General features: G+C 66.1%; 23 protein-coding genes. 17 read left to right on the top strand and 6 right to left on the bottom strand.

Annotated features, from left to right (window positions below; genetic code table 11):
- Position 1: 1 nt before the first annotated feature.
- Together ACS5PM_RS20065 and ACS5PM_RS20060 are read right to left on the bottom strand one after the other, a co-directional pair.
- On the bottom strand, positions 2-1,264 hold the full coding sequence (locus tag ACS5PM_RS20065) for an SLC5/6 family protein (protein WP_439389456.1): 1,263 nt from the start codon (positions 1,262-1,264) through the stop codon (positions 2-4).
- Positions 1,261-2,205: a fatty acid desaturase gene (locus ACS5PM_RS20060; RefSeq protein WP_439389455.1), complete on the bottom strand. Its 945-nt coding sequence runs from the start codon at positions 2,203-2,205 to the stop codon at positions 1,261-1,263. Before ACS5PM_RS20060 ends, ACS5PM_RS20065 begins: the two co-directional genes overlap by 4 nt.
- Positions 2,206-2,441: 236 nt before the next feature.
- On the opposite strand from ACS5PM_RS20060, the gene ACS5PM_RS20055 reads away from it, so the two are divergent.
- On the top strand, positions 2,442-2,846 hold the full coding sequence (locus tag ACS5PM_RS20055; protein WP_439389454.1) for an ACT domain-containing protein: 405 nt from the start codon (positions 2,442-2,444) through the stop codon (positions 2,844-2,846).
- An 83-nt stretch (positions 2,847-2,929) separates the two neighbouring features.
- Here ACS5PM_RS20055 and ACS5PM_RS20050 read toward each other — a convergent pair whose 3' ends face one another.
- The 4 genes from ACS5PM_RS20050 to ACS5PM_RS20035 form a co-directional block, all read right to left on the bottom strand.
- Entirely contained in the window at positions 2,930-3,682 is a 753-nt protein-coding gene (locus tag ACS5PM_RS20050) for an IncC plasmid conjugative DNA transfer DtrJ family protein (protein WP_439389453.1), read from the bottom strand.
- On the bottom strand, positions 3,672-5,351 hold the full coding sequence (gene traD / locus ACS5PM_RS20045) for a type IV conjugative transfer system coupling protein TraD (RefSeq protein ID WP_439389452.1): 1,680 nt from the start codon (positions 5,349-5,351) through the stop codon (positions 3,672-3,674). The genes ACS5PM_RS20050 and traD overlap by 11 nt, the downstream gene beginning before the upstream one ends.
- A gap of 393 nt (positions 5,352-5,744) precedes the next feature.
- Positions 5,745-7,811: a MobH family relaxase gene (gene mobH / locus ACS5PM_RS20040; RefSeq protein WP_439389451.1), complete on the bottom strand. Its 2,067-nt coding sequence runs from the start codon at positions 7,809-7,811 to the stop codon at positions 5,745-5,747.
- Positions 7,812-8,066: 255 nt separating this feature from the next.
- Positions 8,067-8,531 (bottom strand): hypothetical protein, encoded by a 465-nt coding sequence (locus tag ACS5PM_RS20035; RefSeq protein ID WP_439389450.1) that lies wholly within the window; start codon positions 8,529-8,531, stop codon positions 8,067-8,069.
- Positions 8,532-9,296: 765 nt separating this feature from the next.
- Here ACS5PM_RS20035 and ACS5PM_RS20030 point away from each other — a divergent pair.
- Genes ACS5PM_RS20030 through ACS5PM_RS19955 form a run of 16 tightly spaced genes read left to right on the top strand, consistent with a single transcriptional unit; the run spans position 9,297 to position 22,748 of the window.
- Entirely contained in the window at positions 9,297-9,857 is a 561-nt protein-coding gene (locus ACS5PM_RS20030; protein WP_439389449.1) for a lytic transglycosylase domain-containing protein, read from the top strand.
- Positions 9,854-10,615, top strand: coding sequence for an OmpA family protein (locus ACS5PM_RS20025; protein ID WP_439389448.1), 762 nt, complete (start codon positions 9,854-9,856; stop codon positions 10,613-10,615). The genes ACS5PM_RS20030 and ACS5PM_RS20025 overlap by 4 nt, the downstream gene beginning before the upstream one ends.
- On the top strand, positions 10,608-11,225 hold the full coding sequence (locus ACS5PM_RS20020; RefSeq protein ID WP_439389447.1) for a hypothetical protein: 618 nt from the start codon (positions 10,608-10,610) through the stop codon (positions 11,223-11,225). The genes ACS5PM_RS20025 and ACS5PM_RS20020 overlap by 8 nt, the downstream gene beginning before the upstream one ends.
- Positions 11,222-11,548, top strand: coding sequence for a hypothetical protein (locus ACS5PM_RS20015; protein ID WP_439389446.1), 327 nt, complete (start codon positions 11,222-11,224; stop codon positions 11,546-11,548). Before ACS5PM_RS20020 ends, ACS5PM_RS20015 begins: the two co-directional genes overlap by 4 nt.
- Before the next feature lie 31 nt (positions 11,549-11,579).
- Positions 11,580-11,876, top strand: a complete 297-nt coding sequence (gene traL, locus ACS5PM_RS20010) for a type IV conjugative transfer system protein TraL (protein WP_439389445.1) — start codon at positions 11,580-11,582, stop codon at positions 11,874-11,876.
- Between the two features lie 33 nt (positions 11,877-11,909).
- A complete protein-coding gene (locus tag ACS5PM_RS20005; RefSeq protein ID WP_439389444.1) occupies positions 11,910-12,548 on the top strand; it encodes a TraE/TraK family type IV conjugative transfer system protein in 639 nt (212 codons plus the stop codon).
- The gene (locus ACS5PM_RS20000; protein ID WP_439389443.1) at positions 12,538-13,329 is read left to right on the top strand and encodes a TraK domain-containing protein; all 792 of its coding nucleotides are present in this window, start codon (positions 12,538-12,540) and stop codon (positions 13,327-13,329) included. The genes ACS5PM_RS20005 and ACS5PM_RS20000 overlap by 11 nt, the downstream gene beginning before the upstream one ends.
- Before the next feature lie 17 nt (positions 13,330-13,346).
- Positions 13,347-14,795: a TraB/TrbI/VirB10 family type IV secretion system protein gene (locus ACS5PM_RS19995; RefSeq protein WP_439389442.1), complete on the top strand. Its 1,449-nt coding sequence runs from the start codon at positions 13,347-13,349 to the stop codon at positions 14,793-14,795.
- Entirely contained in the window at positions 14,764-15,678 is a 915-nt protein-coding gene (locus tag ACS5PM_RS19990) for a DsbC family protein (RefSeq protein WP_439389441.1), read from the top strand. The genes ACS5PM_RS19995 and ACS5PM_RS19990 overlap by 32 nt, the downstream gene beginning before the upstream one ends.
- A complete protein-coding gene (locus tag ACS5PM_RS19985) occupies positions 15,675-16,316 on the top strand; it encodes a TraV family lipoprotein (protein ID WP_439389440.1) in 642 nt (213 codons plus the stop codon). The genes ACS5PM_RS19990 and ACS5PM_RS19985 overlap by 4 nt, the downstream gene beginning before the upstream one ends.
- A complete protein-coding gene (gene traC, locus ACS5PM_RS19980) occupies positions 16,313-18,973 on the top strand; it encodes a type IV secretion system protein TraC (protein WP_439389439.1) in 2,661 nt (886 codons plus the stop codon). Before ACS5PM_RS19985 ends, traC begins: the two co-directional genes overlap by 4 nt.
- Positions 18,970-19,773, top strand: coding sequence for a hypothetical protein (locus ACS5PM_RS19975; RefSeq protein ID WP_439389438.1), 804 nt, complete (start codon positions 18,970-18,972; stop codon positions 19,771-19,773). The genes traC and ACS5PM_RS19975 overlap by 4 nt, the downstream gene beginning before the upstream one ends.
- A complete protein-coding gene (locus ACS5PM_RS19970) occupies positions 19,770-20,330 on the top strand; it encodes a hypothetical protein (protein ID WP_439389437.1) in 561 nt (186 codons plus the stop codon). The genes ACS5PM_RS19975 and ACS5PM_RS19970 overlap by 4 nt, the downstream gene beginning before the upstream one ends.
- Positions 20,327-21,028, top strand: a complete 702-nt coding sequence (locus ACS5PM_RS19965) for a S26 family signal peptidase (protein WP_439389436.1) — start codon at positions 20,327-20,329, stop codon at positions 21,026-21,028. Before ACS5PM_RS19970 ends, ACS5PM_RS19965 begins: the two co-directional genes overlap by 4 nt.
- A complete protein-coding gene (gene traW / locus ACS5PM_RS19960) occupies positions 21,025-21,690 on the top strand; it encodes a type-F conjugative transfer system protein TraW (protein WP_439389435.1) in 666 nt (221 codons plus the stop codon). Before ACS5PM_RS19965 ends, traW begins: the two co-directional genes overlap by 4 nt.
- Entirely contained in the window at positions 21,687-22,748 is a 1,062-nt protein-coding gene (locus tag ACS5PM_RS19955) for a TraU family protein (RefSeq protein WP_439389434.1), read from the top strand. The genes traW and ACS5PM_RS19955 overlap by 4 nt, the downstream gene beginning before the upstream one ends.
- The last annotated feature ends 14 nt before the right edge of the window (positions 22,749-22,762 follow it).

The following is a 22,762-nucleotide window of genomic DNA, read 5'->3' as shown; positions in this document are numbered from 1 at the left end:
CTCAGCTTGGCAGTCTGTTTGCCCTACGACCTGCGGATTGGGCTCCCAGCACCATGGTCGATGCCACGAGCCCGCCAGCCAATGAAAGGAGGTCCGAGTCACCCCATCCGGGCGTGCTGCCTGCCCAGTCGGCGACATACACCCCGAACGAACCGACGAACCCCGAGAGCATCGTGGTTCCCGCCTGCTTGGAGGTCAGAACATGACCAGACAGCAGCGCGGCAAAGACGGCAGTGATGCTGCCGATGTACACCACATTCACGGAGACCATCGTTGCGACAATGCCTTGATCGCGTAGCGCCAAGAAGGTGCCGATGCCGAGCGCAACAGCCGCAAGTCTAGGATCCGTGGCGGCCCTTCGCCCTTCAGTAGCTGAACCCAGCGCGCTCGTCATGGCCCGCAGGATGGCGGCGCCCGAGCCTAGCGCCGCTGCCGAGAGGCCCACTAACAGGATGTTGGCGAAGGCGCTTCCAAAGCGTCCAGCCTCGCGAAGAAGTGCGAAGGGAATGACTTGCTTCGGATCATCGAGACCGGCAAGGTTGCCGCCTTCCTTCAGCCCGAGAACGATCGATGCTGGCAGGAAGCTCACCGCCACGAGGCAAAGTCCAGCCAGAAGGCAGCCGAGTACGGCTCCTTTCGGCGCCTTGGCGGCCAGTACGAACTGGTGATAGTCGGCGCCAGTGCAGACTAGCGCTACTACAGCGATCACGATCGCGATCAGGGCACCTGGGCGGAAGGTTGGCAGGTCCGCCACGAGCCGTACAGGCCCAGCGATGTAAATAGCGCCCCCCTGGCCTGTGACCAAGGCGTAGATCAGCACGAGCCCGCTGGCCGCGAGGAAGCATGCAAACACTGCGGATGCCGCCTGGAGGTTCATGCGGGAGGCTAGGAAGATGGATGGCAGCACGAGCGCATATGCAGCGACCTCTCCCAGTCCCAGCAGTTTGACGATGGCCACGCCGCCGTGAACTTGGGCCGCCAGGACACCGGCCATCCAGATGACGGAAAGCAGCGCCACGCAGTTCTTGAGAGCGCTTCCGTACGCGCGCCCGAACAGATCCCAGATCGGCATTCCGGTCCGCCAAAGCCGGGCAGCGAAGATCGTCAGTAGCAGCATGCCCAGCGCAGTCGCCAAACCGTAGATGCTTCCGCCCATGCCATGTTGCAGGGCCAGCTCACCAGAGCCGAAGAGAAAGCCGATCCCATAGCTGGCGGACACAAGGAGCGCAGCGACCTGCACCGCATTCAAGGTCCGTTGCATCATGCCCCCGTACCTGTCCGCCACCCGCGCACTACCGCGCCAGGCCCAAAAATATAGGTCGAGTAAACCCGGCCACTCTCGTGATACATGGGCATCCGTGCGAAGAGCTCTTGCGCCTGTGGGAGACGGTAGTACGGCACTGCTGGGAGAAGGTGATGGGTCAAGTGATACCCGTTGTTGCGCGGGTGGACCATGCCGTACCAAAAGCCATGTCGAAGGATGTCCCGGGTGAATGAGAGGACGCCGCCGGGGCGCAACCCGAAGTGATCGCACATCTCACGGAACATCGTGATCCCGTGAAAGACCGTGCCGCGTGCGACGAACCAGATGAGCAAGAAGACCTCGGTGAACCGCCAGCCGGCCAGAAGCGTCAGTGCCGAACCCGCGGCAGACCACCAAGCAACGATGTAGAGCCGGGCGACGAGCGGCACTGAACTGTTGCCAAGGTGCCCCGACACCGAACTCCACCACGCATTCACCGAGAGGACATTCCTCGCGTAGTTATGCAGCCATCCCACCGATCGATGCGCTAATGGATGAAGGTAGTCGGGGTCGCGAGCGGCATCGCCAAGCTGCAAATGGTGCTTGAAATGAGCGTCGCGATAGCTCGCAAGGTCGGCGAAGACAAGCGGCGCAACCAGAACATTCGCCACGGCGTCGTTGATCGCTCGAGATCGATGCAGGTTGCGATGCCCAGCATCGTGAAGGATGTTGCCGAGAGCCCGTTGTCTGTTGGCGACGACAACGATGGCCGCAGGTGCCATCAGCCATCCACCGTAGAACACCAGAGCTACCGAGAGCGCGATAGCGACCCAATCGATCCAGGTGTCCCACAGCGGACGCCAGAGATTGAGCTTCAACAGCCGCTGGTATGGCGCGCCTTCATGCTGTAGTTGCGCCCGGAATGTGCTCAGATCTTCGAATACGGCATTGCCCGAAATCATTCTTCGCTCCCCGCACTGGCTTCAGCGTATCGCTCACGCGAAGCGCGCCATTTTGATTCGCCGAAAGGTAGCAGTAAGCTAGCCCAACCTGCGAGCTGTTTAGAAGAACTATCCCGCGGTTAGCTTCGCTAACCTTACAAATCTGCGGGCGCCCGGATCGTTAACGGCAATCGCATAATCGTGCGGCCTTCCGGCCGGTCTCCTACGGCCGCACAAATCAGAAAACGAGTGGATCAATGCTTGGCGAACGCGACCTCAACAAACTCCTTCAGCACATGGAGCCCCATGTGCATTCGGACGTCTTCGTGTTTTGTTGCTTTTCCGATTTCCGGCTCCCACCAGCGCTCGAGCCTATTGGCACCTTCAGAGAAGCCGAGGGCCTCACCGCCATTGTTCCGGCGCAGCAGGCTCGCGATCTGGGCCTCGCTCACCACTTCGAGTCAGCAATGGTGACCCTGTCGGTTCACTCCGCGCTGGATTCGGTGGGATTCATGGCGCACATCAGCGCTGCCCTTGCTGAGAAGGGCATCGCATGCAACGTGGTTTCGGCCTTCCACCACGATCACCTCTTTGTTCCTATCGGCAAGGTCCAAGGCGCGCTCGAAGCGTTGCGCGCCTTGGCGGAGTCAAATGAGAGCTGATTTTTCGCGCCATGAACATGAAGTGCAAAGACCAACGACTTTCGGCGGCCAGCGCCCTCTTTGAGAGGCCGAGCTGTAGGCGCTTACAAGTACTTCTTGTAGTAGGCAAGCTGCAGCCGAAGCAGGAGTGCCACCGTCACCGCGACCGGGAGTAGCAAGTAGGTCGGCTGAAGCAAGTCTGGCAGCACCAGACAGGTCAAATAACCGGTAATCAGTACGAACGACACGCCGAGCTTGGCTCGGTGATAGATGCTGGACGACTCACGACCTGCATTCGCTCTTCGCCTCGCTCGCACTACCAGTCCGTCAATCAATCCGATTGCGCAGGCGAGTAGCAAAGCAGGCATCGAGGCTGCATACATGCCTGTGCGCACGGCAAAGCCGTAGGTCCCAAAGACAAGGAGATCCCAGTCGGCGCCTGCGCTGTCGAGCAGCTCACGCGCAAAAGCGCTTCCAGGATCTGGGTTGTCGCGGATGAAGGAGCTTGAGGCGAACTGGCGCGATCGTCCGGGGATGTTCATGAGCGTTCGCGCCACGAGAGTCGCTGCCCCGAGCGCCATCCCGTGAATGGTGTCGCCAATAAGCCGCGTTACCGCAGCCGGCGCAACGTAGATTGGCGTGAGCTGGGCAAGCGCGTGCATTTCCTTTTCCAGATGCGCTTCTTGATACCCGACCGGATCTTCGGGTTGGCGATGCACCGCCCAGCCTGCTTGTGCAAGCATCCCGATGACCCACACCATGAGGCCAATAGCGGCCACCCAGAAAGCCAGCCGCATCGGCCAGAACCACTGTCGCAGCAGGACACTGCGGTCGATCGTCGCGGAGTCAGAAGCCACCGCCGGTGCCCTCCACGGTGAGATCCATGTCGGGGGTTCTTGCAACGTACGCCGTGTACTCATTGCGCATGTGGTCAAGCATGGTTGACCAGTTCGCCGGAATGCTTGCACCAACGTGGGGCAGGGGCAGGGGGATGCGCACCTTGCTCAGGCGCCCACCTTCCAGCAGCGCGTAGGCTTGACCCTTGGGCAGCTTCATGAGCCACGCCGGGTCCAGCATGGGTACCTTCTCCGTGGAAACGCGGTCCTCGTTGCGGGTGGCGAACTCGGCAAAGTCGGCGGGGTCGTTGGTGTCGCTGACGCCGCTGGCGACCAGCCGGGTGGCAATGCGAACCTCTTCCAGCCGGTCGGTGAGCTTCTTGGCCGTGTCTGCATTGACGACCCGCAACATGATGAGGGAGTTCAAGTTGCCGCCGATCTGGTCGGCCTTTGCCGCCGATCCAACCTTGACTTCGATGTCTTGGGCGGTCTGCGAGTAGCCGGTGATGAACAGGCCGGCGCCGCCGCCCTTGTTGGCCGCCTGGACGAACTCCGGGCCGATGAGTTCGTTCAGCTCGTCTGCATGCAGACGCACCCGTCGCATCGGCTCGGCCGTGGGCATGCCATAGCCCGAGCCGTGCTTGTAGATGCGGCCGAAGGTGCTCGTCAGGTCTGCCAGCATCGATGCGCTCACCGCCTCGGCCACGTCGCGGATGGTGAGCGCATCGAAGCCGCAGTACACGATGCCCCCGCGGTTGATCAGGGCCAGCCAGTCAAGGATAGGCCGTGGATCGACCGTGTCTTCGTAGTCGGGCGAGATCAGCTCGGCCAGGCTACCGCTGGTGAGCTTTTCCAGAAGAGGGTACAGGGAGTTGACCAATTTCTCGAAGTAGGTCCGGTCGTTGGCCAGGACCGAGTTGAGGGCGTCCGCAATCGGATCGCGGTGGCCCTTGTCCTTGAAGTAGGCGAGCAGCATCAGTACTTCCAGATCGCGAGAGTTCTTCTCCGCCTTTGTGACCAGGTCCTTATGCTCCTTCAAGGGTGTCGGGTCGAACTCGTCACTCCAGCCAGGCGCATTCGCATCCAGCCACTGGCGCACGTACTTGCCGGCGAGCCGGTCGATCGACACTCCGTACTCGTAGATCTTGCGGAAGTCCGGCCGCTCGCCGACCGCGGCCATGGCTCGGGCGATTACGTTGACATAGCGCCAGGCGAACGCCTTGAACGCCGCCGACTGGCCCTGGTCTGGAAGCGGCCCCGTCGCTCGGGTAGCCACCTCAGTGACCTGCTCGTAGTTGCCGATCGGGTTGTAGCGCGCGGAAATCTCCGGGAAGCCCAGGTGGAACAGCAGGAAGTCATCCGAGCGGCCCGCGCGAAGCGCCGCCGAGTACATGCCCAGCAGCAGGTCGACGTCGCCCTTGGGGTCGAAGACGATCACGACGTCGCCGCGCTTGATGTCCTGTTCGATCAGGATCTGCGCGAGGCGCGTCTTGCCGACACGGGTGGTGCCGTACACCATCATGTGATTGTTGAGCTCGGCCAGTGGCGTCCACACCTCTTGCTCGTCGATCTCCACACCGTGCAGAGCAGGCAGGCCGCCGACGGCAGGCGGGGGCCTGCAGGGATTCCAGCGGGAGTCGAGGGCCACAAGTTGTCGAAGCCACTGGGGCTGCTCGGGGTCTCGCTCCACTGCGCGAGCCCAGCGGGCCCAGGGCGGCGATTGCCGCAGCTTCTCGTCTCAGGCAAGGCAAGCAGCGCCATGCGCTGGGTATGCCGCACGGTCCACTCGAACCCGAGGCCAAGAAAGACCGCCTGCCGCGACCATGGCAACTCCTCGGGCCGAAGCGCGTAGGGCGTGAGCATGCGGACGGCGCTGCGGTGGCGAGAGATGCGCCGAGCCTGGTGCAGGCGCCAGGCGCCGGCCGCCAACAGCGCCAGTGAGGTGGCCACCGCCGCTGGCCGACTGAGCAAGAACGCCTCAGGCATCGCCAGAACGAGCGCCATGGCGCAAAGAAAGCCTGCGGCGCTCGCGTACTCGTGCGGCCAGCGGTAGACGTTGTCGATGGGGTCGCTCATGGCCGCCTCACGATGACTTGCTCTCCTTTGGAATGACCAGTTGGCGTGGGCGCTGCACGGCCTTGATCCGGCCGTTGGCGGCCGGTACCGGGTTCCAGAACAGTTGGGGCTTGGTCAACAGGTAGAAGCTCGCCACGCGAGACAGCCCGCCGTCCGCCTTGGTGAAGGCGTAGTAGTGCAGGTTTTCGTTGCCGTTGCGCTGCGTCCAGCCGCTCTTGGCCAGCTCGTTTTGCAGGCGTGTGAACGCCTTGTCGCCGTGGGTGGCCAGCAGTGCGACCACTGGACCGTCGGCCAGCTCGCGGTGCACGTCGAGGAAGCGCTTGAAGATCTCCGGGGATAGCAGCAGACAGCCCTGCGGCACGAAGTGCACCAGGGCGCCTTCCTCGTTGTACTTGAGCTCACCCGATCCCACGGCATACGCCACCCAGGCCATGAAGGCTTCGGCGGCCGGGGTTGGCGCCTTCTTGGGCTTGGGCTGGCCGCCAGGCTGATGTGGACGCATGGGTGGCCCCAGGACCGCCGCGGTGGCCGGCGTCAATGGCACGGGCTCGGACACTCGCTCTACCAAGCTGGCCGATTCGGCCAGGGGAAGCACGTCGTCCCGGATCGCTGTGTCAGTGGCCTCAAGCGCCACTGCGACACACGATGATGGTTCCGCGACCGCCGCAGTGGCAGGCTCTGCCACCGGAAGGGCCGCCAGGCTGCTCCGTGGGGCGGGAAGCGCTTGGGGCGCTTCCGCGACCGCCGCTGTCGCAGCCGCCGGCTTCAGCGCAGCCACGGGGACAGGCGTTGGCTTCGGTGCCACTGGGGCAGCAGATGCAATCGCGGTCGACGCTGCGGGATGTGCCGGTGGCTTCGTCGAAGCCCGGGCTGCCGGCGAAGGTGCAGACAACGTGGCCGATGACGGGGTGCCATTGCTGACCACTGCAGGAGCCGAGGCGGGCGCGGGTGATGGAGCCTGTGTCGGTGCCGCCGTGTGCGCGCCCGTCTCGACGAGGATCCGGCCTGTCATGGGAGCGGGGAACTCGTCGGTTCGCTGGTACAACCGGTCCAGCGGGAAGCACAGCACCGTGAGTGTGTCGGGGGACCGCCACGCATCGCACTCGATGCGCACCCGCCAGACGGCGCCTCCATCGGGCGCCGACTTGCAGGCTCCATGTTCCTGCCAGGTGTCGAACAGCCGATCGTTCCTGTCCTTGCCTGGCACACCCTGCAGGCTCTCGTGCTGGGACAGGTAACTGCGGACCTCGTCGGCCAGCCGGGCGCAGACAAACCAGAGACAGCCATCGAACACCCACCCGGCGGCCCCCGGCCGATTCAGAGGCAGTTGGCCGCCCTCGTGCAACATCCTGCGAAGCGCCTCCATGAGGCGCTCGATGAGGGGCCGCGTGCGCGCGGAGGAGAACCGTGTGCGGGGCCCATGCAACAGGTTGCGTCGCACGGAGTCGCTGTCGGCTCGCTTGACGATGCCGGCCAGCGTGCCGTCGGGGTCTTCTCCGGCCAGGTAGGCCAGCAACTGAGTCAGCACGCCGGAATCCTCGCTGAGCCAGCGCAGCAGCCGGGCCGGCACGAACTGGTGCAGCAGCATGGCTGCCACCTTCTGGTGCGCCTGATAGTCGCGCTGAGTCGAGTCGGCGAAGCTGACGCTGTACCAGTGGGCGCCTGTGGATTCCATGGGACCAGCCAGGGGTGACCAAGGCCGTCCCGCGCGCGGGTCCTCGGTGTAGAGCGTGACCTTGATGTCGGTCACCGGCTTGCCGACGTCGTGCAGCAGCGCCGCGATCAGCACTGCGTAGGTCCAGCGGTGCTCAAGGCGCTTGCGCACTTCAGTGGTGGCCCCCGAAGGCAGCTCCATGCCGGCACGCATGGTGAGGGCGGCGTCGGCCACCTCCAGCACGTGGATCCACAGGCCGCCAGGCTGTGCGTGGTGGTGCGCCTCGGATGCCGGCAGCATCTGTACAAAGCTTGCCAGGGCCTCGAGCACCGGCAGGCAGTCGCGCCTGAACACTGCGCTGGAAAACCGTGTGCGCCGCTCGATCGATCGCAGCAGATCGCCGGTCTTGGTGGCGTCCACCAGCGTCGTGAACCCCTGGATGGGCAGTTGAGACGTGGGCCGCGGCCCTGCAGGTGCGCCCACTCGCTCAAAGACGGCACGGACACAACGCGCCCGTTGAAACCGGTGGACCAGCATGACGCCAACCGTGAAGGCGCTCGCGGCCATTCCCAGGTCCGTCCAAGTCAGGGACACGAGGACCTCGCATGTGTGCGAACCTGAAACCACGACCAATTGAGAACCATCCCATTGCCCCTCTGACCAAACCATCTGTTCCTATTCAATCGGCCTGAGATCCGATTTGTCGCCCCTCTGCAAACGCTTGAGCATCCAGGCGGTCAACGCGGAGCCACCCCGCGCGGGGTGTGCTTCCCAGTACGGGTACCGGTCCGGAAAGCGCTGGGCGAAGGCGGCGTAGGTTTCCGAGAATGGATCCCAGCACACGCGCCCGCCCCACCTGTCGCGCGCGGCGCGGACCAGAAAGTCGCAGCCGGCGATCGCCTTGGCCATCTCCACGTCGTTGCCGGCCTTGTCGTGCGGAAACTCCCGCAGGATTTGCGCGATGTCCACCAGCGGCCGATAGTCCGGCGACGATTCCGGCGCCTGCAGGTAGTCCACGATCCAGCCGTCGAACCGGCTGCACAACTCCATCAGCAGGCCATGCCAGTGGCCGAAGTCCAGCGATTCCAGAACCTGCAGCAAGTCCGGGTCATCGTGCTCAATGGAGTCAGGAGTGCTCATCGTCGGTGCCTGACGCGCTGCTGCAGTGGGTGCGGCTCTGGCTGTGCCGGGCCCTTTACAGGTTTGGAGGCACTTTGGCCGAACAGCTTGCACCTCATGCGGACAGGCTAGGTGGCGGTCAACACGAACTGAAGGGAGAACCTTCGAGGCGATGCGCGAGGGTTTGCGCTTGACAGCCGGGCGCGCCCTTGCTCTCGCCATTTGGCTGTTTCTCCGCAGAGGCGGAGAAGCAGCTAAACCCTTGGCGGCCTTTAACTATTAGGCCGTTTCCGTTATTCCCTTGGCCATCTCGAGGCCCCCAAGTCGGCCTACGACGCAGGGGGCCGAGGCCCTTTCGATCAGTCCTTTACCCTTCTCGATCCCAGGGCTTGATACGGTTGATCACCTTGTCATCAGGATTCAAACGGCATCCCGCCGTTTCCGAACCTGCAGCTGCTGCATGCCGCTGACGTAAGTCGTTGATTTAACTGACTTGTCGTTCGCCGACAGGGCGGGGTCAGTTGCGCAAAACCGCGCACTATTTCACAGCCGGCCTGTTGCGTCCAGCGAAAACCTCGAAGCATCGCCTCGAAGGTTCTCGGTAGCACTGAACTTCCCCGCTGTTGACACTGCCCTTCGAGGCGGTGTCGCTTCCCTGCCGCCTCAATGTCCGTTGCCCGGGGCGAGACGCCCCGGGCTTTTCTCGGATCACCTGGGACTTAAGGCATGGGAGTCATGACACGGGTTGTAGGGCTGGCGGCAGCGATTGGGCTGACGTGCGTCGGCGTGCCGGTGCACGCCGCGCAGGCCTTCGATGCCTGCTTTGACCAGCACGCGCAGCGCTTCGGGCTGGATGCGGACCTGCTGCGCTCGATCGCGGTGGTCGAGTCGGGCATGCGGCCGCGCGTGGACAACAACAGCTCGCTGGCCCGCACCGGTACCCGCGACATCGGGCTCATGCAGATCAACACCTCCTGGTTGCCGGTGCTGGGCCGGTACGGCATTGGCTTGGCCGAATTGCGCGACCCCTGCACCAGCATCGAGGTGGGGGCATGGATCCTGTCGGACCTGCTGCGGCGGCATGGCAATTCCTGGGAAGCGCTTGGCGCATACAACGCCGCCTGCACGCAGCTCAAGGGCCGTGCTTGCCAACAGGCGCGCACCACCTATGCCTGGCGTGTGTGGCGCGCAAGGCGGCAGGAACAGGGGCGCATGCCCGCTGAGCCGCGGCGTGCTGGCGTCGACTTTGCGGCCGCCGGCGGCGCACCTGTTCGGCCTTCCGGCCTCGTGGCTGCCAGCTCGCTTGGGGTCGCCATCGCTGCCCACCCGCTGGAGGCGACGCCATGAAGCTTCGCGCGACTGCTCTTGCGGCTGTGCTGGGGTGCGCCTGGCTGGCCTCCTGCGCCTACGACCGTCACGAGGAGCCGGCGCCGCTGATGCGTCCGCGCGGCATTGCTCAGGCAGACGATGGTCGCTTCCTGACGTGCGTGGACTGTGAGAGGCCCACACCCAAGACCGTGGGCCGCCAGATCGCAAGCGCCCAGCGCCTGCCGGCCGCCGTCTCAACAGCCCTCGCCACACTATCCGCCTCCGCTGCGGCTGCATCGGCGGCTTCCCCAGCGCACGCGCCGACACGCGGCGCGTTGCGCATGGCTCGCGCGAGCCTGCTTTTCGACGCTGACTCGGCCGAGCTGACCAGCCAGGCGCGCCAGCGCCTGCAACACCTCATGCCTGTCATCTCCGAGGCCACCTCCGTGCGCTCGGTTGGCTTCACCGACGACACGGGCGGGCAACCGCGCAATGACCGCCTGGCGACCTCGCGTGCCCTGGCTGTGATGGTGGAGATGCGCCGCCAGCTCGGCGCCAGCAGCGGCGGGCCGGCGCTCTCGGCAGATGGGCGAGGGCTTTGTTGCTACCTCAATGGCAACCGGGACGCCGACGAGAGGGCTCGCAACCGCCGCGTCGAACTGCAGTTGCGCTTCCAAGACACGCCCGCCGTCGACCGCTTGGTGTCGCGCCACGCCGACCTGTTGGAGCTTGAGGCCGGTCAGACCGTTTCGCAACGCTCTGGCAGCGGCGAAGCCGCAGGAGGCGCCCATGAGTGAGCAGAGTGGGCGGCGCAAGGCACTCGAGTGCCGGCCGGTCCTCATCGGCCTGCAGGCGTTCGGGCACCTGCGCGGCTTCCAGGCTGCGATGCCGCAGCCCAGGCTGGACATGCGGTACCTGGTGGAGGGGTCCATCGAGTTGCTGCGCGCCGAACCCGAGGCGCGGGAGCGGTGGCTGCAGGCCGCACGCGGCGAGTTGGTGCGCGAGCTTGCTGACTACAGAGATGGCAGCGGTGCCGCAGCTGCACGAGATCCAGGCGACGCTCGTGTCGCCGCTGGTGGGACCGGCGGCCGCACGGCCGCCGAAGGGGCGAGGACGGCTGTCCACGCCCGGGCACACGGTGCGTCGCGCACTGGAAGCGTCGAGCGGAACGGCTGCAAGTCTTTGCTGTTGTCCGCCGAAGCATTCCATCGCCTGCGCGCCATCCAGGGCACTACCCGCCAACCGCGGCTGGAGCTCCGCTACCTGGTGGATGGCGCGGTTGCGCTCCTGCACCAGGACGTGGCTTCTCATGCGGCGTGGGTTCAGCAGGCGCGCATGGCGCTCTCGATGCACCTGTCGTACCTGCAACAGCAACCTGTCCCCCACCACATGGAGATCAAGACATGAACGCTCTCATCCGTCGCCAGCCGTCCATCGACGCTGGCAAGTTCCTGACCTGCCTGATGCTCGGCTTCGCACTGATGATGGCCGCCGTCTTCGCCGGCGCAGCCACCAACGAAGGCACGGCGCTGCAAGCCGCCTTCGAAACCCTCGACGAGATGGCCAACGGCTACGGCAAGCAGATCCTGACCCTGATGGGCTTCGTGATGGCTGCCATCGGCTACATCGCCACCAATGCGGCGGGCGTGGTCATGAAGTTCATCGGTTACGCGATCTTCCTGGGCGCCGCCCTGGGTGCGGCGATCGCCCTGGTGGGCGCCGTCATCTGAAGGCTGCCGGCAGCAACCACGAGAACCCCGCATGGACGAAGACCAGGACTGCGAGATCGTCGCTCGCCTGAACGAGCCCATGAAGTTCATCTTCGTGGACATGGACATCGCCGTCCTCTGCGGGGCCGTGTTCCTGACGATGCTCATGTCGGGGCTGCCCACCTTCATCGATGTCGCCATCCCAGGCGGCATCGGCTACCTGTTGCACAAGAGCCGGCAGGACAAGCCTCGCGGCTACGTCAAGCACTGGCTGTACTGGTACATGCCGCCGATGGTGTTGCCGATGCGGTGCGTGCCGCCCATGCACTGCGTGCGAACGGCCGGTTGACGGCCGGATCGTCAGCCAATCCGAGGACACACGATGACGCCCGAACGTCACCACGCGGACTTGAGCGAGCTGCGCAGCCTGCTCAGGCGCCAGCAGATGATCAGCTTCGCCCTCGCGGGCGCAGCGATCCTTCTCGCGTTTGGCATGCTCACCAAACGCACCACCACCATCCTGGAGCCGCCTTCGCGGGCTCAGGCCATCGCCGTGAGCGGCGACCGCGTCGATTCCGCCTGGCTGATCGAGATGGGCACCTACATCGCCCACTTGATGCTGGATGCGACGCCTCGCTCGATCGAGTGGCAGCAAGCGCAGATCCTGAAGTGGGTGCACCCCAGCACCTACGGCGAACTGCAGCAGCGCATGGCCGTGGCGGCCAGGCGTCTCGTCGAGGCCAATGCCACCACCACGTTCTGGCCACAGCAAGTCGCGCCGGACCCTGACCGCCAGCGCGTGCTGCTGCTGGGACACGTGGACACCTACGTGAACGGCCAGCTCGTCCATGGGGCCGGCCGCACCGTGGCCTATCAGGCGAGCTTCGAGAGCAAGGGCGGCCGAATGCTCCTCAAGGACTGGCAGGAAACGCCGCCTGACGACCCCTGGCTCGCCAAGGCGCTCGACGAGCAGCTCAAGGCCGAGTCGGCCAAAGCGAAGGAGAAGAACCGTGCGAAGTGAATTGCTTGCGGTGGTGTTGGCTGGCCTGGCCATCGGCGGCTCGGACTCCGCCCTGGCGGCGCAGACCCTGGACGTGCGCGACGGCGACACGGCGCTGGCGCGCATCTCGTTGCGCGACCAGACGCGCATTCGCGTCGACCGTGGCCGCATCACGGAGGTGCTGGGCGACATCCACGACGCGGCGACCAACCCGGCCGGCCGCATTGCGCTGGTACGTGATGACGCCGATGGCGAGGTGTACGTGAAGCCGATGCCGGCATCGGCGGGCTGGCCGAGCGGGCCCGAGGCCGCGCCGGCGCCTGTCACAGCGTCCGCGCCTGTCAAGCTGGACATCAAGACCGACCGGGGCACCTTCGCGTTGCTGCTCCAGCCTGCCGACGTGGTCGGCGACACGCTTGTCCTGCGGCCGCTCGGTTCCGTGCGGGCCCTTCCGGAGGGCGAGCCCCGCAAGGCCTCAGCCCATGCCCGCTCGGTCAAGGCGCTCACGCTGGCCATGGTCAGCCCCGGCCAGGACGGCGCACCGAAGGGGACGCCCGTTGTCGGCGGCGGCCGTGAGGTCGCCTTGTGGCGCGAGGCCCGGTTCATGCTGCGCGAGGTCCAGCACGTTCCTGGCCTGGTCGGCGAAACCTACGAGCTGACCAACGTGAGCGGCAAGCGCATGGTCATCGACGAGCGCGAGCTGTACCGCGATGGCGTCGTGGCAGTGGCCGTCAAGCGCCTGACGCTGGCTCCAGGCGAGGCCACGCCTGTCTGGCTGGTGCGGCAGGACCCTCAGGAATGAAAGCGGAGGGCTGACCCGTGCGCATCCCCATCTACTCGACCCTGCCGCCCAAGCGCAAGCAGGTCGTCAACATGATTGGCGGCGGGCTAGCCATGGCCATCGTCGCCCTGGCCGTCTCCGGTTTCATCGGCGGCCCCGACGCGGTCAAGGGCGTGCGGGCCTCCAAGCTGCCCAAGCCCAAGTCGCTCGCCGCCGTTCCAGGCGATGAACTCGACAGCAAGGACGCCTGGATCGGCAACGCGGGCCGCGACCTGGCCAAGCTGCGCGATGACCTCAAGAGGTCGGCCGACGAGTCGCGGCAGCAAAAGTCCGAACAAGAGCGCACCAACCGCGAGCTGCTGGACCAGCTCAAGGCGCTGCGCGAGAACCGGCCGATCGCCGGCACCGCGGCTGCGTCAGGCGCTGCATCAGACGCTGACGGCACCTCGGCTGAGGACGTGCGACGCGTCATGTCCAAGGCCACCGCGACGGCAGCCTCGCGCGGGCGGGCCGCCGCCCCGGCTGCGTCAGGCACCCCCGGCGCCTTTCCGGCGCAGCCCCGGTCGGCTGGCCGTCTTCCGGCGCCGAACGACAACCTGTCCTATCCGCCGGGATCACCCAACGGGGGCGCCACGGCATCGCGGGGAGGGCCGTCTTACGGCATGGGAACCGCGACAACGGCCCCGCCGCAGCAGGGGCTGGTGCGCGTGTCTATGAAGAGCGCCGCCTCGGCAGGTGAGGCTGGGGTGGGCACGCCGGGCCGCCGCCAGGTGGGCAGCTTCCTGCCGGTGGGCTTCGCCAAGGCCGTCATCCTGGGCGGCCTGGCAGCGCCCACCGGTGGCCAGGCGCAATCGAACCCGGTGCCGGTGCTGCTGCGTCTGGCGGACGCAGCGGTCTTGCCCAACGAGTTCCGGGCCGGCGTGCGCGACTGCTTCGTGGTGGGAGAGGGATACGGCGACCAGTCTGCCGAGCGGGCGTATATCCGCACGACGCTGCTGTCCTGCGTGCTGCACAACGGTTCGGTGCTGGAGGTGCCCCTCAAGGGCTCCATCTTCGGCGAGGACGGCATGAACGGCGTGCGCGGCACGCTGGTCACCAAGCAGGGCGCGATCCTCAGCAACGCGCTGTTGTCGGGCATCGCCTCGGGCATCGGCCAGGGCATCGCCCAGGCGAGCCAGACGATCAGCACCACGCCGCTGGGCTCGGTCAGCACACCGCCTACAGACTCGGCGGGCATCGTGCGTCAAGGGGTGGGCACGGGCGTGGGCAAGGCCCTCGACCGCCTCTCGCAGTACTACATCCAGCTCGCCGAGCGCACCTTCCCTGTCATCGAGGTGCAGGCCGGACGGACGGTGGACGTGGTCATCACCCAGGGCGTCCAGCTGGACCCGGCCTTGGCCGCCGGGCCGTCAACGGCCGTGCGCCGGCAGACCGCCGACCGCACCTCGCTGCTGCGTGCCGCGCAAGGAGATTTCGATGAAGAGTGATAGGCCATCGACCCGCTGGATTCAGCGCTGCAACCGTTGCGTCGACCTGCTTATCTCTGCCGCAGTGCTGCCTGCTGGCTCGATCGCCTTTGCCTTCGTAGGTTCGTTCGCGATGCAGGCATTGGCCGCCGAGCCGGCGCACCAGGTGGCCGAAGCGACCAGCGCGGAGGCGATGGCGCGACAGTTGCGTGCGCAGTACCCGACGACTCGCATCGACAGTGTCACGCCGTCGCCGGTACCCGGGCTGTACGAAGTCGTCATGGGCAAGAACGTGGCGTACGTCGAGCCCACGGGCCGCTACTTCGTCTTCGGCCGCGTGTGGGACATGCAGCAACGCCGAGATACCACGGCCGACCGGCTCGGCGCTATCGACAAGGTGGACGTGTCGAGCCTGCCGCGCGAACAGGCCCTGACCTGGACGCGCGGCACCGGAAGGCGCGTCCTGCACGTGCTGGCCGACCCGCAATGCGGCTACTGCCGCAAGCTTGAGCGCACGCTTGCGCAGCTTGACGACGTGACGGTCCACGTCTACGTGCTGTCCATCCTGGGCCCGGAGTCGCGCCGCATTGCCGCGGGCGTGTGGTGCGCGCCCGGGCGTGAGCAGGCCTGGCGCGACTGGATGGTGAACGGCCTTCAGCCGCCCGCCGCGCCAGCCGGCTGCCCCACCGAGGGGCTGGACCAGGTCGAGCGCGCAGCCAAGGCGATGGGTGTCCAAGCCACGCCCACGCTTTTCAGCGCGGACGGCCGCAAGCGTGCCGGTGCACTGCCGACTCAGGACCTGGTTGCCTGGCTGGATGCCTCGGCAGACGCCGCCAGCGGCAACGTGGTCACCAAGACCGGTCTGGTCCCCGCCGACGCCAACCCCGTGAAGGTGAATCCATGAGCTTCGAGCGCAACTCCTGCCGGCCCGGCCGGCTCAACCGCCGCCTCAATCACCACCTTTGGGGCGGGCCTGTCGTGGTGGCCATGCTGTCCGGCTGCTCGAACATGTCGGGCCTGGGCGGCAGCTCCGAGATGACCTGCGCGGCGCCGCCCGGTGTGCCGTGTCAGAGCGTCAGCGGGGTGCATGCCAACGCGTCAGCGGGCAACCTGCCGTCGCAACGGCCGGCCTCGGCCGCGTCCGCCGAAGCTGGCCGCCCGTCGCCGGAAGCCCTCTTCTCCGCCGCCGCGCCGCGCAAGGCGCAGCTGCTGGAAGCCGAGGGCGAGGGCGCCGATGCTGTGGCCACGCTGGGGGCGATCCGGTCCGAGCCGACCCTCATCCGCATCTGGCTCGCGCCTTGGGAGGACTCCGATGGTGACCTGCACAGCGACAGCTACGTCTACCTGCAGGTGGACTCCGGCCGCTGGCTGGTTGAGCACAACCGCGAGCGCATCCGGCGTCAGTTCACGCCGATGCCGGCGCCTGTCTCATCGGCAGCCGCCGCGCCGGTGACGAACCCGGCGTCTTCGTCCAAGGCAGCTGCACCGGTGCCAGCGCCTGCAGCGCCGGCATTCCGCCCGACCGGGGGGACGCAACGATGACGTCGACCACTACCGCGCCGCTGCGCTGGTTGCGCTCGCTGTTCTCCGCTCAACGGCAGACCAGCGGCGACGAGGCGGGCGATGTCGCCGTCGCGGACCATGAGCACGTCGACTTGAGCGAGGAGGGCTCCCGCATCGGAGACTGGCTCCCCTACCGCAGCTACCGGCCCGACGACCAGGTCTTCATCAACCGTGACTCGGTGGGGTTCCTGCTGGAGCTGACACCCCAGTCCGGCGCCGACCAGGCAACGGCCGACCGCCTCAAGGGCATCTACGCCCGGCTGCCGACCCACGCGACGATGCAGCTCTCGCTTTACGCCTCGCCGCACATCGGTCCCTTGCTCAAGCGCTATGCAGGCTTGCGCATGTCGGACCCCGATGTCGAGCGCCGCTCTGAGCTGCTGGGTGGCCGGCCGGCGCGTAACGACAACGTGTTTCGCCAGGCGGCACGCCGACGCTATGCGCACCTCATGCGTGGCAGCCAGCAGCCGTTGGTGCCGGGCTCCGGCATGCTGGTGAGGGATTTCCGGCTCTTCCTGTCGGTCTCGCTGCCCGGCAGCATCGAGAACCTCGGCGCGATCGACGATCTGCTCAACATCCGCGATGGCGTTCGCAGCACGCTTGAATCCGCGCATTTCGCCAACCGCATTCTCGGCGCCGACGACCTGATCAGCCTGGTCAGCGGCATGCTCAATCCGGCGCGGCTGCTCGGCCAGGCACCAGCGCAGGCGGAGTACCAGCCCCTGAAATCCATCGGTGAGCAGTGCATCGACCGCGACACGCTGGGCGATTGGCGTCACCCGAAGTTCTCCGTCTTGGAGGGTCCCGGCGGCGCTGATCAGCGGGTGGAGGTGCGGTGCCTGTCCCTGGTGCGCCCACCCAAGCGCTTCTTCCTGTGGGGCATGGGCGCGCTTATCGGTGACCTGTTCCAGGACACGCTGCAAGTGCCGTGTCCCTTCCTCATAACGATGGGCGTGTTGATCCCGGACCAGCGGGACATGCGCACGGGTGCCACCGTGGGCAAGGCCGAGGCCAAGCGCAACGCGGACGCCAAGCACGCCGAACTCTTGCCCGGTGCCGCCGAGAAGTCGGCCGAGTGGACCTCGGCGCTCAAGGCGCTGGAGCGCGGCGGCAAGCTGGTGAAGGTCTATCACCAGGTCGCGCTGTTCGCGCCGCCGGGTCGCGCCCAACGCGCCGAGAGCGCAATGCGTGATGTCTGGGCTGCGCGAGGCTTCGAGCTGCACGGGGACACCTATGTCAACAAGCCCGCACTGCTGCAGGCGCTGCCATTGACCTTGAGCCGGCCCTTTGGCGCTGACCTGGAGAAGCTCCGCCGCTGGGACCTGCGCACGTCGGGCAACACCATCCACATGGCGCCCATGATTGCGGAGGGCAAGGGCACCGGCACGCCAACGCTGGTTGGCGTGGGCCGGCGCGGGCAGGTCCAGGCGCTGGACTTCTTCGACAACATCGATGGCGGGAAGAACGCGGTCGTCGTCGGCTCCGTTGGCTCGGGCAAGTCCACGTTCCTGCAGGAGATCGCCACCTCCTACGCGAGCAAAGGCGCGCTCGTGCGGGTGATCGAGATGGGCAAGAGCTTCGAACGCACCGCCGGCCGGGTGGGCGGGCAGTTCGTGGTCTTTAACGGCACCGAACACCTGTGCGTGAACCCGTTCAGCCTGGTGTCCGAGCCGCGCGAGATTCAGACGCCAGAGGGCGTCGAGGTCTGCGGAGGGATCGACGACGACGTCGCGATGCTGCAGCCGCTGCTGGCCAAGATGGCCAGCCCCAATGCACCGCTGGAGCCGCCGATCTACGCTTCGCTGGCGGTGATCATCAAGGAAGAGTTCACCTCGCGTGGGCGAGCGATGACGGTCACCGACGTTCAGCGGCGCTACAGCATGGGCCGTCTGTACGACGATCGGCCGATCGATCAGCGCTACTACGACATGGCCGACATGCTTGCCCCGTTCAGCGGGGGTGGCGTCTATGCCAACTACTTCGAGGGTCAAGCGACGCTGGACTTCAGCAACTCATTCATGGTGTTCGAGATGCAGGAACTCGACACCAAGCCACACCTGAAGGCCGTGGTTCAGTTGATCTTGCTGTACCAGATCACCCAGGAGATGCTGGAAGAGCGACACCGTCAGAAGATCTTCATCATGGACGAAGCGAAGGAGGCGCTCGCCGGCAGTGGCCCCGACGACCAGGCGCAGGCCCAGTTCCTTGAAAAGCTCTACCTGCGGGTGCGCAAGTACAACGGCTCGGCCATCACCGCGACGCAGGACGTAGCGCACTACTTCAGCTCACCCTACGGCGCCTCGATCTGGAATCAGGCGGCGTTCATTCTGCTCGGCCGCCAGTCCGAGAACTCCATCGAGGCCATCGCCAAGGGCGACGCCATCAAGCTCGACGACAACCTGCGCCGCCTGCTGGGCTCCATCGGCGGTGGATCGGGCCACTTCAAGGAGTGGTACGTCCATTCCGACCTGTACCGGGGCGTGATGCGCCTGGTCATCAACCCCAGCACGCTGCTGCTGTTCTCCAACCGCCCCGAGGACAACGTCCCGCTGGATCAGCGGCTGGAAGAAGGCATGTCGGTGAGCGAAGCGATCGACGATTTGCTGCGCGAACGCGGCATCCAGGAGGCAACATGACCAATTCAGCCGATCGCAACGCTGCTCGCTCGGGCCGCCCCTGGGTGGCACTGCGCACCCTGCTTTCCGGCAGCATCGATCCGTATCGGAAGGTTCCCCGCCTGCTGTTCGTCGATGCCATGGGGGCGGCAGTGGTCAGCGCCGCAATAGTCGTGCTGGGACTCGTTCTCGGGTCACCGCGTCCGTTTGTCGCATTCCTGTACCTGTGGGCGATGGGCCTGACGGTCTTGTCCGTGGCACAGGGTGCCTTGGCGTATCAGCTGCGGCGCAGGATCAAGCAGCCCTCGGGCGGTTGGACCGTTCGGGTCTGTGGCAAGCCGGCAGCACTTATTGGCGACGCCGACCTGGCGTGGATTGAGATGGAGATCCTGTGCGATACGCGCGCCCGTACCCGCTGGTGGATGGCGTGGTTTGTCTTCGCCATGCAGTTGCTGTCTGCACTTGGGTGGATGCTGCCGACGCTCCTGTTCTGGCTAGCCGTCGGGTTGATATTTGCCGACCCCGAGTCCTTCGACACCCTGCGTTCGCTGTCTGCCCAGGAGTGGCGCAGTGTCGTCAAGCCGCTCGAGTTGATCGGGCTGACGTTGGCCCCGGTACTGATTTGGCTTGCGCTGGCCTTCGCGCGCAAGAAGCTGGCCGTGCCGACCACCTTGCTTCTCGATGACGAAGTACGTTGGCGCGTTGCCGCGACGCTGGGCCTGCGCTCGGATTCACGGATCGGCCTTGAGCCTCACACCAGCGCCCAAGGCGCCAACGAACTGCCGCGTATCGAAATCCTCCCCAGGCAGGAGGCCGCATGATCCCTCAATCTCAGCCTCAGGCGCCGGGCGAGCCCGCCCCTCAGGCGTTGAGCCAATCGCTTGCCATCGAAGGCGACGCCGCACTTCGTGGGGGCGGCCAGACGATGGTGCGCCTGCTCTCCTATGCCATCGTCTCCGGCGTGGTCGCCATGGTGGCCATAGGCATATACGACGTGGCGGTTCGGCAGCCGCGCACACCGCGGTTGGCCGTGGTCGACGTTGCGCGACTCTATGAGCTGGCCCACGAGAAGGCCTCGCGCAACGCGCTGATGGCGGTGGATGCCATTCAAGCGCCAGGCACATCGGCTTCCGCTCCCAGCACGGCAGCGCTTGCCGGAGAGGCCCTGTCGCAGTTCTATCGAATGCCCGAGGAGTTCGGACCAGCCCTGTCCAACACCATGAAAGAGTTGTCCAAGGAGTGCCGGTGCACGCTGGTGGCGATGTCCACCGTCTTCGGCGCCGACTCCACCATTCCGGACTACACCGAAGTCGTGGCCACGCTCCTGGGCCTGGCCCAGGCCCGTACGACACAGGCTGGTGATGGAGGACGGCGGTGAGCAAGCGAGCGCGGTCACGCTCCTCAGCGGTGCAGGTGCCGGACAGCGACACTGGCCTGGTGATCGTGATGCCAGGCGTATGGCCGCCGGCGCAGGCGCGCCCGCGTGGCCTCTGGCCGAGGCTGACGAAGCGTCTGCAGGAGCGCTGGCCAGCCATCCGCCGAGCGCTGCCACGCGACCTGGCGATCCTGCTGCTGCTGTTCATGGTGACCCGGTACGTCGGCCTGGCCTGGGTGATGACCGACAGCGTGCACAAGTCAGCCGTGCTGGTGCTCAAGGGCGCAGCGGCCCGGCCGGGTGAACTGGCGGTCTTCGGTTACACCGGATCAGCGATCGCGGGCTACCACGGCTCCACCTGGTGGTCCGAATTGCTCGGCCATGTGGGCTGGAAGCAAGCCTCTGCGGGGCCGGCCAAGGGCGAGGGATTCGTCAAGTACCTGGTCGGCGTGCCGGGCGACCGCGTCGAGGTCGAAGGGCGGCAGATCTGGCTGGTGACGGCGCGTGGCCGGATCAATGGCGGGCTCTGCAAGACGCACTCCCGCGCGGGCGTGCCATTGCAGCCAATCAGCCCTCAAGTCATCCCGCCCGGCTTCGTCTACATGTGGGCGCCCCATGCTGACGCCCTGGACTCGCGCTACGCGGTCATGGGCCTCGTGCCCGTGTCAGCGATCAGAGGAAGGGCGGTGCCACTGTGGTGACGGCAATCCTGAAACAACACGGTTGCAAGGCCCGGCGGACGGCTGCGCTGATAGCCGCGGTTGCTGCTGCCGCCGTCGCGATCGCCGGCGGTGCCGCGGCCGCGGATTCGGGCACGATCGGCCCGGTCTACCCCATCGCCGAGATCGACATGCTCGACGAGATCCAGGCGGTCCTGAAGGCCAAGGAGGGCTCCGGCGAACTGCCGCGTTTGCAGCAGGCTGCCTTCAACCGCATGCGCGCCCACATCGAGACGCCGACGGCGGTGGCCGGCGTTTCGCGCGCGCGAAAACCTCGTTCCTGGGAGGTGGACCCCTCGGTCCGGTTCGATGAGCCCATCGTCGACCACGAGGGCCGCATCGTCATCCCGGCGGGCACGCTGGCCAACCCGCTGTCGGTTGTGCGGCTGTCGAGCGTGCTCCTGTTCATCGATGGGCGCGACCGCGCTCAGCTGGCCGTGGCCAAGCGCCTCATGGACAGCAGCGAGCTGCCAGTCAAACTCATCCTCACCGCCGGTTCGCCGGTGGCACTGGCCAAGCTGTGGCAGCGCCAGGTGTTTTTCGACCAGGGCGGACGCCTGGTGCAGCGCTTCGGGATCCAGGCAGTTCCAGCGAAGGTCAGCCAGGCCGGGCTCGTGCTGAAGGTCGAGGAGTTGCCGGTATGAGTCACCGTCTTCTGTCCTCTGCCTTGTCCCGGCTGCTGCTGGCCGCAGCCCTCCTGTGCCAACTGCCCGCCCATGCCGAGGGCGCGCCGAACCCGGGCGAGGCGACCTGCTTCGGCACCTTCTTCAACCCCATCACCGACGTGTGCTGGCAGTGCATCTTCCCGATCTCGATCGGCGCGATCGCCTTCGACTACGGCCAAGAGGACATCGAGAACCCGGCGAATCCGGTCTGCATTTGCCCGATTGGGGTCCCGCCGTACTACCGAATCGGCCTTGAGGTGGGCTTCTGGGAGCCGGCGCGAACGCTGGAGATCACCCGCACCGCCTTCTGTTTCCCGTCGCTTGGCGGCTACTACATGGACGGGGGGCGGTATGCGCCGCCAGGCGGGCAGGACCACACCGCCCACGACAAGGTGAACAAGGGCTCCTTCTACCAGGCGCACTACTACATCAACCCGATCCTCTACTACCTCGAAGTCTTGATGGATGACCAGTGTCTGGAGCCGGGCGCGTATGACCTGGCCTACATGACCGAGTACGACCCGGCTTGGCACGACGACGAGCTCACGGCGATCCTCGAGCCGGAAGCACCCTTGTTTGCCAACATCGTTGCGATCGCCGCGTGCACCGCGGACTGCATTGCGGCCAGTGCCGGATTCGGCATCCGCGAGATGTTCTGGTGCTCGGGCTGCAACGGCCCGACCTATCCGATGAACGGGAACGTGCCGGTGCACATCGGTGGCGTGCAGGCGTCATCGCTGATCGCACACCGGATGATGGCCAAGCTGCACCGTCAGTTGATCGCCCAGCAGTGGCACGGGGAGAGTGCCGTGTGCTCACCGCACTACGCGCCGCTCATGGACAAGACGGGCTACAAGATCCAGATGGTCTACCCCATCCCGTTGACCGCCGGCAACGATGGCTCGGGCGAGAACCGCTGCTGCCAGCCGTTCGGGCGCACCACGCAGATCTGGGGCATGGCCAAGGAGTTCCCCATCCGCGGCGAGGACTTCACCTACCAGGTCTTTCGCAAGCGCAACTGCTGCATGTCTTACTGAGGCCGGGGAGCCAC

The organism is Ideonella flava (assembly GCF_051857595.1).
Classification (GTDB): domain Bacteria; phylum Pseudomonadota; class Gammaproteobacteria; order Burkholderiales; family Burkholderiaceae_C; genus Ideonella.
This window is presented reverse-complemented; position numbering and strand designations above follow the sequence as displayed.